The 15126-nt window shown below is 69.7% G+C and carries 13 protein-coding genes; 1 reads left to right on the plus strand and 12 read right to left on the minus strand.

All coding sequences use genetic code 11. The features are described from left to right. Window positions 1-11 precede the first annotated feature (11 nt). The 6 genes from ACZ4WS_RS31040 to ACZ4WS_RS31065 all read right to left on the minus strand — a co-directional run bounded on the left by ACZ4WS_RS31040 (window position 12) and on the right by ACZ4WS_RS31065 (window position 5861). The gene (locus ACZ4WS_RS31040; RefSeq protein ID WP_467985693.1) at window positions 12-752 is read right to left on the minus strand and encodes an SDR family NAD(P)-dependent oxidoreductase; all 741 of its coding nucleotides are present in this window, start codon (window positions 750-752) and stop codon (window positions 12-14) included. 106 nt (window positions 753-858) lie between these two features. Beyond that, window positions 859-2445: a Na+/H+ antiporter gene (locus ACZ4WS_RS31045; RefSeq protein WP_467985695.1), complete on the minus strand. Its 1587-nt coding sequence runs from the start codon at window positions 2443-2445 to the stop codon at window positions 859-861. Window positions 2446-2524: 79 nt separating this feature from the next. Then, complete coding sequence (locus ACZ4WS_RS31050; RefSeq protein ID WP_467985696.1) at window positions 2525-3013, minus strand: GNAT family N-acetyltransferase; 489 nt, start codon at window positions 3011-3013, stop codon at window positions 2525-2527. Continuing rightward, window positions 3010-3954: an RluA family pseudouridine synthase gene (locus ACZ4WS_RS31055; protein ID WP_467985698.1), complete on the minus strand. Its 945-nt coding sequence runs from the start codon at window positions 3952-3954 to the stop codon at window positions 3010-3012. Before ACZ4WS_RS31055 ends, ACZ4WS_RS31050 begins: the two co-directional genes overlap by 4 nt. 87 nt (window positions 3955-4041) lie before the next feature. Beyond that, window positions 4042-4650 (minus strand): signal peptidase II, encoded by a 609-nt coding sequence (gene lspA, locus ACZ4WS_RS31060; RefSeq protein WP_467985700.1) that lies wholly within the window; start codon window positions 4648-4650, stop codon window positions 4042-4044. A 116-nt stretch (window positions 4651-4766) separates the two neighbouring features. Further along, entirely contained in the window at window positions 4767-5861 is a 1095-nt protein-coding gene (locus ACZ4WS_RS31065; protein ID WP_467985702.1) for a TraR/DksA family transcriptional regulator, read from the minus strand. A gap of 636 nt (window positions 5862-6497) precedes the next feature. On the opposite strand from ACZ4WS_RS31065, the gene ileS reads away from it, so the two are divergent. Further along, window positions 6498-9635: an isoleucine--tRNA ligase gene (ileS, locus tag ACZ4WS_RS31070; protein ID WP_467985704.1), complete on the plus strand. Its 3138-nt coding sequence runs from the start codon at window positions 6498-6500 to the stop codon at window positions 9633-9635. A gap of 245 nt (window positions 9636-9880) precedes the next feature. On the opposite strand, the gene ACZ4WS_RS31075 is transcribed toward ileS, so the two are convergent. From ACZ4WS_RS31075 to ftsZ, 6 genes are all read right to left on the minus strand, one after another. Next, a complete protein-coding gene (locus tag ACZ4WS_RS31075; RefSeq protein ID WP_467985706.1) occupies window positions 9881-11074 on the minus strand; it encodes a DivIVA domain-containing protein in 1194 nt (397 codons plus the stop codon). A 46-nt stretch (window positions 11075-11120) separates the two neighbouring features. Beyond that, window positions 11121-11411, minus strand: coding sequence for a YggT family protein (locus ACZ4WS_RS31080; protein WP_362031296.1), 291 nt, complete (start codon window positions 11409-11411; stop codon window positions 11121-11123). A gap of 51 nt (window positions 11412-11462) precedes the next feature. Further along, a complete protein-coding gene (locus ACZ4WS_RS31085; protein WP_467985709.1) occupies window positions 11463-12104 on the minus strand; it encodes a cell division protein SepF in 642 nt (213 codons plus the stop codon). 129 nt (window positions 12105-12233) lie between these two features. Further along, window positions 12234-12953, minus strand: coding sequence for a YggS family pyridoxal phosphate-dependent enzyme (locus ACZ4WS_RS31090; protein ID WP_467985711.1), 720 nt, complete (start codon window positions 12951-12953; stop codon window positions 12234-12236). Between the two features lie 6 nt (window positions 12954-12959). Then, complete coding sequence (gene pgeF, locus ACZ4WS_RS31095; RefSeq protein ID WP_467985713.1) at window positions 12960-13697, minus strand: peptidoglycan editing factor PgeF; 738 nt, start codon at window positions 13695-13697, stop codon at window positions 12960-12962. Further along, on the minus strand, window positions 13694-14884 hold the full coding sequence (ftsZ, locus tag ACZ4WS_RS31100) for a cell division protein FtsZ (protein WP_467985715.1): 1191 nt from the start codon (window positions 14882-14884) through the stop codon (window positions 13694-13696). The genes pgeF and ftsZ overlap by 4 nt, the downstream gene beginning before the upstream one ends. Window positions 14885-15126 lie beyond the last annotated feature (242 nt).

Here is a 15126-nt window from a genome sequence, read left to right on the forward strand (position 1 = left end):
GCGCGGCGGGCTCAATGCCCGCGTTCCGCACCCCCATTGACCTGGATCACCTGCGCGGTGATGTGCCCGGCGCCCGGGGACGCCAGCCAGTGGAGAGTCCCGGCGACGTCCCCGGGCGTACCGGCCCGCCCCGTCGAGGTCTCCCCGATCAGCCGCTCCCGCCGGGCATGCTCGATCTCGCCGCCGAAGAATCCCGTGTCCTCGACATAGCCGGGCGCCACCACGTTCACGGTGATGCCGCGCGGCCCCAGCTCCCGGGCCAGATCGAAGGCGTACGGGTGCAGCGCGGCCTTGGACGCCGCGTACGCGCCGCTGCCGGACCCCCGGTAGGCGGCGATGGAACTGAGGAACAGCACCCTTCCACCGGGCGAGGCGAGCCGCTCCCGCAGAGCCTCCGTGAGCAGGGCCGCGGTGAGCGTGTTGAGCCGGAAGTTGACGGTCCAGTTGTGCGCGACGGCTTCGAGCGGGTCCGCTGTCTCGACCGCGGGCTCCAGATTCCCGGCGCCTCCCGCGCTGTGGATCAGTACGTCCACGGTGCCGAGCTCGGCACCCACGAACTCGGCGACTGCGCGCACGCCGCGCGGATCGCTCAGGTCCGCGGCGTAGCTGAGCGCCCCCGGCACCCCGGCCTTCTCCAGCACCTCCGCGCGCCGCCCGAGCAGCAGCACCTGGTCCCCGTCCGCGGCGAACGCCTCGGCCGCCGCAAGCCCAATTCCCGTACCGCCACCGCTGATTACCACGTTGCGTGCCATGAGGCGATCCTACGAACGGGCAGCCGCCGACGGCGGGAGCCACCCACGGAATACATGTATTTGTCATGGAGGCAGCAGCGGACGGTGCGCGGGCGGGCGAGGAAGGTCATCGCAAGCTGCGGACGTCCAGGTGCCGCAGCACCCGGTCCACGATCTCCGGATCCGCCCCCGGCTCGCTCCGTGCGGACAGCACCTCGTGCCGGGCCGCGCTCAGCATCTCCCCCTGAATCCGCCGCATCCTCTTGACCCGCCGAGTCCGTTTCTCGTACGCCTCGCGCCGTTCCTCGTCCCCCATGTCAGGACTGATCCGTACCCCGATGTCGAAGGCCCGCCGCAGCAACTGCTCGGCCACCTCCTCAGGCAGCTCCTCGACCTCTTCGATCTCCCGCAGCCTCCGCTTCGCGGCCTTCGCGGCCCGAATCGCCAGCTCCTTCTCGAAGGCCTTCTCGACGTCGGCGTCGGCCCGCACCCCGAGCTTCTTGACGAGCCACGGCAACGTGAGCCCCTGCAGCACCAGCGTCCCCATGATCACCCCGAAGGCGATGAACACGATCTCGTCCCGGTCTGGGAAGGGCGACCCGTCGTCCATCTTCAGCGGGATGGCGAGCGCCAGCGCCACGGAGGCGACCCCGCGCATCCCCGACCACCACATCACGACGGTCTCGCGCCACGAGGTCGGAATGTCCTCGTCGTAGTCCCGCTTGGCGTGCAGCCGTTTGGTCAGCCAGGTCGCCGGCAGCAGCCACAGCAGCCGTACGAGCACGACGACCACGACGATCGCGGCGGCCCACCCGAGCATCTCGCCCCAGCGTCCCGACGCCGTCCTGATCGCGTTGTGCAGCTCAAGACCGATCAGCCCGAAGGCCACCCCGGTGACCAGTGTGTCGACGACGTCCCAGAACGTGTGCCCGGCGAGCCGCATCATGACGTCGTCGGCGTCGGTGGCGTACTCCGCCAGGAACAGCGCGGTGGTGAGTACGGCGAGCACCCCGGACCCGTGGAGCTCCTCGGCCAGCACGTACGAGGCGTACGGCACGAGCAGCGTCATCCCGATCTGCAGCGTGGCGTCACCGAGCAGATCCATCAGCTTGTTCGCGGCCCAGCCGAGCGCCAGCCCGACGGCGACCGCGACGACGGCGGACAGCACGAGGTCGAGCCCGGCGCGCCACGGCGAGAAGGTCCCGCTGACGGCGGCGGCGATCGCTACGTGGTACATCACGATGGCCGTCACGTCGTTGAAGAGCCCCTCCCCCTCCAGGATCGACACCAGCCGGCGCGGCAGCCCGAGCTGTCCCGCGACGGCGGTCGCCGCGACCGGGTCGGGCGGCGCGACGAGTGCGCCGAGCGCCACGGCGGCGGCGATCGGCAGCCCCGGCACGATCGAGTTGGCCACCAGGGCCACCGCCGCGGTGGTGACGAACACCAGCGCCACGGCCAGCAGAAAGATCGGCCGCTTGTTGGCCGCGAACTGTCTCCACGACGTACGCCGCACCGAGGCGTAGAGCAGCGGTGGGAGCAGCAGGGGCAGGATCAGGTCCGGCGGGATGTCCACGTTGGGCACGAAGTCCGGCACGGCCAGGACGATCCCCAGGAGCGTCATCAGCACCGGCGCGGGCAGCCCGAAGCGGTCCCCCACCGGGACGCTCACCACGGCCCCGAGCAGCAGCACGAACAACAGGGCCAACTGATCCACGGTCAGCGCTCCGGCGAGGTCTAGGCGATCAAGGGCGAGCCAGACCCCAAGCGTGCCACGCCCCTACGACAAACGTCGCTTACAGGGCTTTCCGCATCGCCCGGTGCGGGATCCCCGCGTCCGGGAACTCCGCGCCGTACGCCACGTATCCGAGCCGCTCGTAGAACCCCAGCGCGTGCGTCTGCGCGTGCAGATCCACCGCGGCCAGCCCCCGCGCGTGTGCCGCGTCCTCGATGGCGCGTACGAGCGCGGCGCCGACGCCGAGGCCACGCGCCTCCCGCGTCACGGCGAGCCGCCCGAGCGAGCCGACCGTCAGGTCGCCGTCGGTCTTCGCGGCCGCCGCCTCGCCGTACAGGAGCCGCCCGGTGCCGAGCGGCACCCCGTCCTCGCGGACGGCCAGCACGTGCAGGGCCCCGTCGTCGTACGCGTCGTACTCGATGTCCTCGGGGACGCCCTGTTCGCCGACGAAGACCTCCTTGCGCACCGCGAAGCACGCCTCGCGGTCGGCGGTGTCCTCGGCCACCCGCACGTCGTACGAGCGGCTCCCCGCCCCGTGGGGCGCGCTCACGCGTAGCTCTCCTCACGCACCTTGTCGAGCGCCTTCTGCAGGTCTTCGGGGTAGTCGCTCGCGAACTCCACCCACTGCCCGTCACCGGGGTGCTCGAAGCCGAGCCGCACCGCGTGCAGCCACTGCCGGGTGAGGCCGAGCCGCTTGGCGATCGTCGGGTCCGCGCCGTACGTCAGGTCGCCCACGCACGGGTGCCGGTGCGCCGCCATGTGGACGCGGATCTGGTGGGTACGCCCGGTCTCCAGCTTGATGTCGAGCAGGCTGGCCGCGCGGAACGCCTCGATCAGGTCGTAGTGCGTGACGGACGGCTTGCCCTCGGCCGTCACCGCCCACTTGTAGTCGTGGTTCGGGTGCCGGCCGATGGGTGCGTCGATGGTGCCGCTCATCGGGTCGGGGTGTCCCTGGACCAGGGCGTGGTAACGCTTGTCGACCGTGCGTTCCTTGAACTGCCGCTTCAGCGAGGTGTACGCGCGCTCCGACTTGGCCACGGTCATCAGCCCGGAGGTGCCGACATCCAGCCGGTGCACGATGCCCTGGCGCTCGGCGGCACCCGAGGTCGAGATCCGGTACCCGGCCGCGGCGAGCCCGCCGATCACCGTCGGACCGCTCCAGCCGGGGCTCGGGTGGGCGGCCACGCCGACCGGCTTGACGATCACGACGATGTCGTCGTCGTCATGCACGATCTCCATGCCCTCGACGGGCTCGGCGACGATCTGCACGGGCGCGGGCGCCTGCGGCATCTCGACCTCGAGCCAGGCGCCGCCGTGCACCCGCTCGGACTTGCCGACCACCGAGCCGTCGACCGTGACCTTCCCCGCCGCGGCGAGCTCGGCGGCCTTCGTGCGGGAGAAGCCGAACATGCGGGAGATGGCGGCGTCGACGCGCTCGCCCTCCAGGCCGTCAGGCACGGGCAGGGTACGGATCTCGGGAATCGTGCTCACCCGTCGAGTATGCCGGACGGGTCGGACACTGCCCGACCACAGCCCGAACAGCAGTGCCCCTGAACAGCCTCCAGAAGGCGCCGTACGTCAGTCCTTGTGGACCGTGCCGTCCGGGTCGAGCCCCCGGAAGGACAGCAGCACGATCAGGATGCCGCCGCAGACGATCGCCGAGTCGGCCAGGTTGAAGACCGCGAAGCCCTTGGGCGCGATGAAGTCGACGACCGCGCCCTCGAAGACGCCCGGCGAGCGGAAGATCCGGTCGGTCAGGTTACCCAGCGCGCCGCCCAGCAGCAGGCCGAGAGCGATCGCCCAGGGCAGGCTGTAGAGCTTGCGCGCGAGCCGGGCGATGACCACGATCACGGCCGCCGCGATCACCGTGAAGATCACCGTAAACGCCTCGCCGAAGCCGAAGGCGGCGCCCGCGTTGCGGATGGCAGTGAACTTGAGCCAGTCCCCGATGATCTCGACCGAGTCGTGGTGCTCCAGCTTCGCGACCACGATCAGCTTGCTGACCAGGTCGAGGGCGTACGCCAGCACGGCGACCGTGAACAGCACGGCGATCCGGCGCCTGCCCTTCGGCCGCTCGTCCGTGGTCGGCGTCTCGTCGACGCCGGAGTCCACTCCGGACTGCTCCGGCTCGGCACCCGCCGCCCCTGGGATGTCCGGCGTACCGATGATGCGCTCCGCCTCTGCCACGTGAGTGAGTCCCTCGACCTAGGTTCCTGACTGAGGACGAGGGTACGGCACACCCCCCGGGCCCCACGTGCTCAGGAGCCCTCCCGCGCCCTCCAGTGACGGCGTTCCCACCTCCGCTAATAACGGCGTTCCTGCTTCTGCTTGCACTCGACGCACAGGGTCGCCCGCGGGAAGGCCTGCATCCGCGCCTTGCCGATGGGGTTGCCGCAGTTCTCGCAGAGTCCGTACGTGCCCGCTTCGAGCTTCTCCAGGGCGCGTTCGGTCTGAGTGAGCATCTCGCGCGCGTTGGCCGCGAGCGCCAGTTCGTGCTCGCGCGTGATGTTCTTCGTGCCGGTGTCCGCCTGGTCGTCGCCCGCTCCGTCGCCGGAGTCGCGCATCAGGCCCGCGAGCGACTCCTCGGACGAGGAGATCTCGGTGCGCAGCCGCAGCGCCTCGGACTGGAGCTCCGCGCGTGCCTCCGCGACCTCTTCCGGGGTCCAGGGGTCCTCACCGGGGCGCACCGCGAGCTCGCCGGGCTCCGCCGCGGCGAACCGTGCCTTGGGGACCGCGGTGGGCTTCTTCGCCGCCGTGGCCGTGCCAGGAGTCTTCTTCGCAACCACCGTCGTGGCTCCCGTCGTCTTCGCGGCCTGGGCCGCGCCCTCGGCCGCGGCAGCGACCGCCTTCTTGGCCGTACTGGTGCTCTTCCTGGCCGCGCTCTTCGCTCCGGCCCTCTTCGTAGTGCCGCCCTTCGCCCCGGCGCTCTCGACGGGCCCCGTCTCCTCCGGTACGGCCTCCGCCGCGGCGGCCTTCTTCCCGACGGCCTTCTTGGCCACCGTCTTCTTCGCCGCCGCCTTCTTCGCGGAGGACTTCTTGACGGCCGCCTTCGTGCTGGCCGTCTTAGTGGCGACCGCCTTCGTAGTGACCGCCTTCGTAGCGACTGTCTTAGAAGTGGCCGCCTTCGAGGGGGCCGCTTTCTTCGAGGCAGTCTTGGTAGCCGCCGTCTTCTTGGAGGCCGGTGTGGTGGCCGTTGTAGTGGCCGTCTTCGTAGCCGCCTTCGTAGACGCCGTTTTCACGGGAGCCGCGTTCGCCGTCTTGGAGGCCGTCTTCACCGGCTTGGCATCGCGCGCCGCGGTTGCCCCCTGTGCGCTCTTTTTCCCACCCACATCCTTGGCCCCCGAACCCGTGGATCTGCCGGACGCCGACTGCTGTACGGCGGTCTTCTTCGCCACCATGGCCGCGGCCCCTTCACATATTGTGATTTTGCTCGCGAATCGTGCTGGGACGATAAATCGACTTCCGGCCCGCGGCAACGGGGCACGCCACCGATTCGCCCGCCCCGCGGGTCCCGCGCGACGAACCTGCATGCGTTGTGCCCAGCTCCCCGCCCGGTAATCCGCCGGGCCCGGCGTCCCAGGATCCGGACGCCCGCACCTCGCCATTCGGGTCACCGCGCAGGCCATCGGGGCACCCCGCCGACACCCGGCCACTCGCCCGGGAAAACCGGTCGGCCGCCGTCCCCGCGGCGCCGTACACTGGGCGGAGCGAGAAGCGTGGATGGGGACGAGTAGCGGCGTACGCAGCCAAGAGCGACCCGGGGACGGTGGAAGCCCGGGGGCGAGCGCGACGCGAAGATCACCCCGGAGCCGCCGGAAGAAAGCCGCAGCCAGCGCGCAGCGGTCGCTAGACCCGGCATCGCGACCCCAATGAGGGGGCTCACTGGCGCACAGCACGCACCGGGGAGCCAAGGAGGGTGGTACCGCGGGAGCGCGCCGCAGACGGCGTCCGCAGCCGCTACTGAGCAGCAGTAGCAGCACAGGCTCTCGTCCCTCCGGACGGAAGGCAGAAAGTCCGCCGGAGGAAGCTCGCTGATGACATCGCCGACGTACCGCCAGGTGCCCGCCCAGGTCGACCTGCCCGCCCTCGAGCACGCCGTGCTCGACTTCTGGCGCGAGCAGAAGATCTTTGCCAAGAGCCTTGAGCAGTCCGAGGGCCGCCCCGAGTGGGTGTTCTACGAGGGCCCGCCCACCGCGAACGGCATGCCGGGCGCCCACCACATCGAGGCGCGCGTCTTCAAGGACGTCTTCCCGCGCTTCCGCACCATGCGCGGCTACCACGTGGCCCGCAAGGCCGGCTGGGACTGCCACGGCCTCCCGGTCGAGCTCACCGTGGAGAAGGAGCTCGGCTTCAACGGCAAGAAGGACATCGAGGCGTACGGCATCGCCGAGTTCAACGCCAAGTGCCGCGAGTCCGTGACCCGCCACACCGACGCCTTCGCCGAGCTCACCAACCGCATGGGCTACTGGGTCGACCTCGACGACGCGTACCGCACGATGGACCCCGAGTACGTGGAGTCCGTGTGGTGGTCCCTCAAGGAGATCTTCAACAAGGGGCTGCTGGTCCAGGACCACCGCGTCGCCCCCTGGTGTCCGCGCTGCGGCACCGGCCTCTCCGACCACGAGCTGGCGCAGGGCTACGAGACGGTCGTCGACCCGTCCGTATACGTCCGTTTCCCGCTCACCTCCGGTCCGCTCGCCGGCCAGGCCGCTCTCCTGGTGTGGACGACCACCCCTTGGACGCTGGTCTCCAACACCGCCGTCGCCGCACACCCCGACGTCACCTACGTCGTCGCGACGAACGGCGAGGAGAAGTTCGTCGTCGCCGAGCCGCTCGTCGAGAAGTCCCTCGGCGAGGGCTGGGAGACCACCGGCGAGACCTTCACCGGCGCCGAAATGGAGCGCTGGACGTATCAACGCCCCTTCGAGCTGGTCGAGTTCCCGGCGCCCGCCCACTATGTGGTGAACGCCGAATACGTGACGACCGAGGACGGTACGGGTCTGGTCCACCAGTCCCCCGCCTTCGGTGAGGACGACCTCAAGGTCTGCCGCGCGTACGGCCTGCCCGTCGTGAACCCCGTCCGCCCCGACGGCACCTTCGAGGAGGACGTCCCGCTCGTAGGCGGTGTCTTCTTCAAGAAGGCGGACGAAAACCTCACCGAGGACCTCCAGAACCGCGGGCTGCTCTTCAAGCACATCCCGTACGAGCACAGCTACCCGCACTGCTGGCGCTGCCACACCGCGCTCCTCTACTACGCGCAGCCGTCCTGGTACATCCGCACCACGGCCATCAAGGACCGCCTCCTCCAGGAGAACGAGAAGACCAACTGGTTCCCGGAGTCCGTCAAGCACGGCCGCTTCGGCGACTGGCTGAACAACAACATCGACTGGGCGCTGTCCCGCAACCGCTACTGGGGCACCCCGCTCCCGCTGTGGACCTGCGAGGAGGGCCACCTCACCTGCGTCGGTTCCCGCGCGGAGCTCACGGAGCTGACGGGCACCGACCAGTCGAACCTGGACCCGCACCGCCCGTACATCGACGAGGTCACCTTCCCCTGCCCGCAGTGCCGGAGCACGGCCACGCGTGTCCCGGAGGTCATCGACGCCTGGTACGACTCGGGTTCGATGCCGTTCGCGCAGTGGGGCTACCCGTACAAGAACAAGGAGCTCTTCGAGAGCCGCTACCCGGCACAGTTCATCTCGGAGGCCATCGACCAGACGCGTGGGTGGTTCTACACGCTGATGGCCGTCGGCACGCTCGTCTTCGACAAGTCGTCGTACGAGAACGTCGTGTGCCTGGGCCACATCCTCGCCGAGGACGGCCGCAAGATGTCCAAGCACCTGGGCAACACCCTGCAGCCGATCCCGCTGATGGACCAGCACGGCGCGGACGCGGTCCGCTGGTTCATGGCCGCGGGCGGCTCCCCGTGGGCGGCCCGCCGCGTCGGCCACGGCACCATCCAGGAGGTCGTCCGCAAGACCCTCCTCACCTACTGGAACACCGTCGCCTTCCAGGCTCTGTACGCCCGCACCTCCAACTGGGCGCCCAGCGAGGCCGATCCGGCCCCGGCGGACCGCCCGGTCCTCGACCGCTGGCTCCTCTCCGAGCTGCACGCGCTCACCGACCAGGTGACGCAGGCGCTGGAGGCGTACGACACCCAGCGCGCCGGCAAGCTCCTCTCGGCGTTCGTCGACGACCTGTCCAACTGGTACGTGCGTCGCTCCCGTCGCCGCTTCTGGCAGGGCGACAAGGCCGCGCTGCGCACGCTGCACGAGGTCGTGGAGACGGTCACGCGCCTGCTGGCCCCGCTGACCCCGTTCATCACCGAGCGGGTCTGGCAGGACCTGGTCGTCCCGGTCACGCCGGGCGCCCCGGAGTCCGTACACCTCTCCTCCTGGCCGGAGGCGGACCTGTCCGTCATCGACCCGGAGATGTCCAAGCAGATGGTGCTCGTACGCCGTCTCGTGGAGCTCGGCCGCGCCACGCGCGCGGAGTCGGGCGTGAAGACGCGCCAGCCGCTCTCCCGCGCGCTGGTCGCGGCAGCGGGCTTCGAGACGCTCGACCGCGAGCTGCACGCGCAGATCACGGAAGAGCTGAACGTCTCCTCGCTCGCCTCGCTCTCCGAGGTCGGCGGCTCACTGGTCGACACCACGGCCAAGGCGAACTTCCGCGCGCTGGGCAAGCGCTTCGGCAAGGGCGTCCAGGCGGTCGCGAAGGCGATCGCCGAGACGGACGCCGCGGCCCTCTCCCTCTCCCTGCGCGAGGGCACGGCGTCGGTCGAGGTCGACGGCGAGACGGTGACGCTGGCCCCGGACGAGGTCATCATCACGGAGACCCCGCGCGAGGGCTGGTCGGTGGCGTCGGACTCGGGCGCGACGGTGGCCCTGGACCTGGAGATCACGGAGGAGCTCCGCCGGGCCGGTCTGGCCCGCGACGCGATCCGCCTGATCCAGGAGACCCGCAAGAACAGCGGCCTCGACGTGGCCGACCGCATCGCCCTGCGCTGGACCTCCACGGACCCTGCGGTCATCGCGGCCCTGTCCGAGCACGCGGACCTCATCGCCGACGAGGTCCTCGCCACGGACTTCGCCCAGGGCGAGGCGGACGACACCTACGGAGACCCGTTCACGGACGAGTCCCTGTCCCTGACGTTCCGCCTGCGCAAGGCGTAGCGCCCCGTAGGAGCGCGGGGCACTGAGCGACCAGCCCCCACCCACCCGCAGCCGTAGCAACCCAGAAGGCCCGCGCCCCCAAAGATCTTGGAGGGTCCGGGCCTTCGGCGTTGCGTACCCACGCACAGGTGCCCCAAGGAAGAGAACAAAGGGCCGGAGCCCCAGACGCGCAAAAGGGCGGAGCCCCGGAAAAATCCGGGGCTCCGCCCTGAACGCTGCCGACGCCTAAGGCGTACTACAGGCCGTCAGTTGTCGTCCTCGTCGATGAGGAACCCACGCATCGGCGAGGGAGCCTGCTGCATCGGCGACGGCCCCTGCGGCCGTACCGGAGCCATCGGCTGGGTCATCGCCGGCGACATCTGCTGCTGCCCACCGTAGGAGGGCGCGGCCGGTGCCGGGGCACCCATGCCCTGGTTGCCACCGTAGGACGGCGCGCTCGCGCCGGCCGGGGCCATGGAGGGCGCGGAGGGCGACGGCAGGGAGGCCGTGGCCGGGGTCCGCGGCGGGGCGAGCGAGTCGTCCGCCTGCGTCTCCAGCTGGCGCAGCTGCGACTCCAGGTAGGACTTCAGCCGCGTCCGGTACTCGCGCTCGAAGCCGCGCAGGTCCTCGACCTTGCGCTCCAGCGTGGCGCGAGCGGACTCCAGGGAGCCCATGGCGACGCGGTGCTTCTCCTGCGCGTCCCGCTCAAGAGCGTCGGCCTTGGCGCGGGCGTCGCGCTCCAGACCCTCGGCGCGGCTGCGGGCCTCACCGACGATCTTGTTGGCCTCGGAGCGGGCCTCGGCGATCGCCTGGTCGGCGGTCTGCTGGGCCAGCGAGAGGACACGGGCGGCGCTGTCGCCACCGGGGCCCTGACCGGGCTGCGGCATCTGCGGGCCGTGACCGCCCATGGGGCCACCCATGGGTCCGCCCATCGGGCCACCCATCTGCTGCTGCATCTGCGGCTGCATCTGGCCCTGCATCTGCTGCTGCATCTGCTGGCCGGGACCCTGACCCATCGGACCCTGGCCCATCGGACCCTGACCCATCGGGCCGGGACCCTGCTGACCGCCCTGGCCGCTGGGGCCTGCGGGCAGCTGCGGCGCACCGCTCGGCAGCTGGGGCGGGCCACCCATGGGGCCGCCCATCTGCTGCTGCGGCGGGCCCGATATGCCGGCGGGCACGGGAGCGCCCGGACCGCGCATGCCCTGCGGCGGGCCCTGCCCCTGCTGCTGCTGATCCTGCTGCTCGGGCGGCTTGCGCATGCCCTGCTGCTGGTTCTGCGCAGCCGCGCGCGTGGCCGCGGCCAGCTTGGCGCGCAGGTCCTCGTTCTCGCGGAGCAGGCGAGTCAGTTCGGCTTCGACCTCGTCGAGGAAGGCATCGACCTCGTCCTCGTCATAGCCTTCTCGGAGGCGGACGGTCGTGAACTGCTTGTTCCGCACGTCCTCGGGGGTCAACGGCATCTCTTCACCTCAACGTAGTCGTCGGCATTCGGCAAGACCGTATCGTTCACACCAACACCGACCTCACAATGGTGATCAGGATGTAGACGATGATCATCAATACGAAGAAGGACAGGTCAAGCGCCACGCCCCCGAGACGCAGCGGCGGAATGAACCGCCGCAGAAGCTTGAGCGGTGGATCGGTGACAGTGTAGGTGGCCTCAAGAACGACCACCATCGCCTTGCCGGGTTGCCATGAGCGGGCGAACTGGAAGACGTAGTCCATGACCAACCGGAAGATCAGCACGATGAGGAAACACATCAGCGCGATGTAGAGAACCTGCCCGACCACGCTCATGATCCGTGCTTCCCTCTCCCCTGTTTCCGTGCCTGGTTCCGGTCCTGCGTCTCAGCTCTGGTTGAAGAACCCGCCCTCTGCGATGCGGGCCTTGTCCTCCGCCGTGACATCGACGTTAGCAGGCGACAACAGGAACACCTTCTGCGTCACCCGCTCGATGCTGCCGTGGAGACCAAACACCAATCCGGCCGCAAAGTCGACAAGTCGCTTCGCATCTGTGTCATCCATCTCAGTCAGATTCATGATCACCGGGGTGCCCTCACGGAAGTGTTCCCCGATGGTACGGGCCTCGTTGTAGGTCCGGGGGTGCAGCGTGGTGATCCGGTAGGGCTCTCGCTCGGACACGACCTTGGGCATGATCACCGGGGCGTTCTTCTCCAGGCTTTGACGTTCTTGTGTGATGGACGCCACGGGGGCGATTCGCGCCGGACGCCCGGATTCCGCGGCGAGCGAAGCGGAATGCGGCACCGGATCACGCGGCGCCGGAGGCTGCACCACTCGTACCGATTCGTCCCGTTGGGACTGGTGCGCCTGAAGTGACTGGTGCGGCGGCTCGTGCCGCCGGCGGTCCCGCTCGGGCTCCGGATCAAGCTCGGGCTCGAAGTCGTCGTCGGGGTCGAATCCCCTGCCGTCGTACCCATCGTCCTCCACGAGGCCGAGGTAGACCGCCATCTTGCGCATCGCGCCGGCCATGCTCTGAGTCCTCCGCTCTGTGGTGGATCGGCTGACGACTTGCCAAGTGCCCGCGATCCACGAGGTCGTTATGCCCGCCTTTGGCGGTAATGACCATATTTTCTGCTGTGGTCCGACTTCTTGGCGACGTTACCCGAGCCCGGGTCGGACTCCGAGTACCGCAGTACCGACGCGTACATGTGTCGCCCCGGCCGCCACGGCCTGTTCGAGGTCCGAGCTCATCCCTGCCGAGACCATGTTCGCAGCCGGATGCGTACGGCGCAGGACAGTCGACAAATCCATCAGCCGCTCGAACGCCGCCTGTTGGCGCCCCGCGTACGGCCCGGTGAGCGGCGCGACGGTCATCAGCCCGTGGAGCCGGAGCCCCTCGGACCGCGCGACCAGGTCGCCCAACTCTTCGATTCCGCCGACTCCCACGCCTCCCCGCTCACCCCGGCCACTCTCCTCGGCGTCCAGCGCGACCTGGATGAGACAGCCCACCTCACGCTCGGCGCGCACCGCCTCCTTCGACAGAGCTGTGACGAGCTTGGAACGATCGACGGACTGCACGACATCGGCATAACCGACCACGGAGCGGACCTTGTTGGTCTGCAACTGACCGACAAAATGCCACGAGAGGGGCAGATCCGAACAAGCCGCGGCCTTGGGCGCCGCGTCCTGGTCCCGGTTCTCGGCGACATGACGCACACCGAGTCCCGACAAGATCCGCACATCGCTCGCGGGATAGGTCTTGGTGACCACGATCAGGGTCACCTCTTCGCGCTTGCGCTCGGCGGCGGCACAGGCCGCCGCGATGCGCTCTTCCACTTTCGCCAGGTTTCCGGCGAGTTGAGCCTTACGGTCCGTCATGCCCCATCAGTCCAGCCAGACATAACCCGCGAGCCGCCCGGTGGTGCGGTCGCGACGGTATGAGAAGTGGTCCTGCGACTCGAGCGTGCACACCGGCGACTGCTCCCGGTCGCACACCCCGAGCCTTTCCAGCTGCGCGTGCACTCCGGCGGTCACGTCGACCGCGGGAGTGCCCCAACTGGTCTCGGCGTACGCCGCGGGCTCGACGGCGGCTACTTCGGCGCGCATCTGCTCCGGCACTTCATAGCACCGGCCGCACACGGCGGGCCCGGTGCGGGCGACGATCCGGGCGGGCTCGGCGCCGAGTTCCACCATGGCCCGTACGGCGGCGGGGACGACCCCGGCGACCATGCCGGGCCGTCCCGCGTGGGCGGCGGCCACGACTCCGGCGACCGGGTCGGCCAGCAGGACCGGCGTGCAGTCGGCGGTGAGAACAGCGAGGGCGAGCCCCCGCTGCACCGTGACGATCGCGTCCACCCGAGCCACGCGGCGATCCCCCCACGGCCCGTCGACCACGGCCACGTCCGGCCCGTGCACCTGGTTCATCCAGACGACCTGGACCGGGTCCAGTCCGAGTGACTTGGCGGCCAGTTCACGATTCGTCCGTACGGCGTCGGGGTCGTCGCCGACCGCTCCGCCGAGGTTGAGCTCCTCGTACGGAACGGCGCTCACCCCGCCCCACCGGTTGGTGAAGGCGAAGTGCGCGCCGCTCACGGTGCTCGTTTCGGAGCGCTGTCCTATCACTTCAGGAAGTCCGGCACGTCCAGCTCTTCGGCCGCGCTGTCCGAGTAGGAGCGGGACGGCGGGACCGGTGGGGAGACCGGCAGTTCGTTCACCGGCTCCGGGGCGGACTCCGGCGCCTCCTTCGGCGTGACGCTGCCGAGCGAGCCGAAGGACGGGCGGCTCTCGGAGGGGCGCGCCGGGGCGGGCTCCTCACGCCTGGCCGAGGACGTCCCGAGGACGTTGTCCCGCTTGGCCGGGGGCTGGCCGCCGTCGAAGCCGGCGGCGATGACGGTGACCCGCACCTCGTCACCGAGGGCGTCGTCGATGACCGCGCCGAAGATGATGTTGGCCTCGGGGTGGGCGGCCTCGCTGACCAGCTGGGCGGCCTCGTTGATCTCGAACAGACCGAGGTCGGAGCCGCCGGAGATGGAGAGCAGGACGCCGCGGGCGCCGTCGATGGAGGCTTCGAGGAGCGGCGAGGAGATCGCCATCTCGGCCGCCGCCACCGCGCGGTCGTCGCCGCGCGCCGAGCCGATGCCCATGAGCGCCGAACCCGCCTCGGACATCACGGACTTGACGTCGGCGAAGTCGAGGTTGATCAGGCCGGGCGTGGTGATGAGGTCGGTGATGCCCTGGACACCGGAGAGCAGGACCTGGTCCGCCGACTTGAAGGCGTCGAGGACCGAGACCTGGCGGTCCGAGATGGAAAGGAGCCGGTCGTTGGGGATGACGATGAGGGTGTCGACCTCTTCGCGGAGTTCCGCGATACCGTCCTCGGCCTGGTTGGCCCGGCGCCGTCCCTCGAAGGTGAACGGGCGGGTGACCACGCCGATGGTGAGGGCGCCGAGCGAGCGGGCGATGTTGGCCACGACGGGCGCGCCGCCGGTGCCGGTGCCGCCGCCTTCACCGGCCGTCACGAAGACCATGTCGGCCCCCTTGAGGACCTCCTCGATCTCCTCGCGGTGGTCCTCGGCGGCCTTGCGGCCGACGGCCGGGTTGGCTCCGGCGCCGAGTCCGCGGGTGAGTTCGCGGCCGACGTCGAGCTTGACGTCGGCGTCGCTCATCAACAGAGCTTGCGCGTCCGTGTTGATGGCGATGAACTCGACGCCCTTGAGACCGACCTCGATCATCCGGTTGATGGCATTGACACCACCGCCGCCGACACCGATGACTTTGATGACTGCGAGGTAGTTCTGCGGTGCTGCCACGTCGAAGGCCTCTCGCCTCGAGTTACGTGTCGTCGCCTCGCACGCTCGCGATCCGACGACTGATGCCGAATGGGACGGTCCGAACGCCGACCCGAACCCTAACGCTGAAGTTTAGGGTTACCAGTGTGTCTGTTCCTTGGACTCTTCCGAACAGGACACTAAGTCGACAAGTGGCGCACGTTCAACGAACACGCCGAACCTCCCATTTTTCTTTTCACCCTATGTGATCAGCCGTAGCGGTG

The sequence above is a fragment of the Streptomyces sp. NPDC029292 genome, from assembly GCF_055569295.1.

What these genes read in the sequence shown, in the direction of transcription:
- ACZ4WS_RS31040 (WP_467985693.1), bottom strand. Translation starts at nt 752, where the DNA reads ATGGCACGCAACGTGGTAATCAGCGGTGGCGGTACGGGAATTGGGCTT.
- ACZ4WS_RS31065 (WP_467985702.1), bottom strand. Translation starts at nt 5,861, where the DNA reads ATGGTGGCGAAGAAGACCGCCGTACAGCAGTCGGCGTCCGGCAGATCC.
- ileS (WP_467985704.1), top strand. Translation starts at nt 6,498, where the DNA reads ATGACATCGCCGACGTACCGCCAGGTGCCCGCCCAGGTCGACCTGCCC.
- ACZ4WS_RS31075 (WP_467985706.1), bottom strand. Translation starts at nt 11,074, where the DNA reads ATGCCGTTGACCCCCGAGGACGTGCGGAACAAGCAGTTCACGACCGTC.
- ACZ4WS_RS31080 (WP_362031296.1), bottom strand. Translation starts at nt 11,411, where the DNA reads ATGAGCGTGGTCGGGCAGGTTCTCTACATCGCGCTGATGTGTTTCCTC.
- ACZ4WS_RS31085 (WP_467985709.1), bottom strand. Translation starts at nt 12,104, where the DNA reads ATGGCCGGCGCGATGCGCAAGATGGCGGTCTACCTCGGCCTCGTGGAG.
- ACZ4WS_RS31090 (WP_467985711.1), bottom strand. Translation starts at nt 12,953, where the DNA reads ATGACGGACCGTAAGGCTCAACTCGCCGGAAACCTGGCGAAAGTGGAA.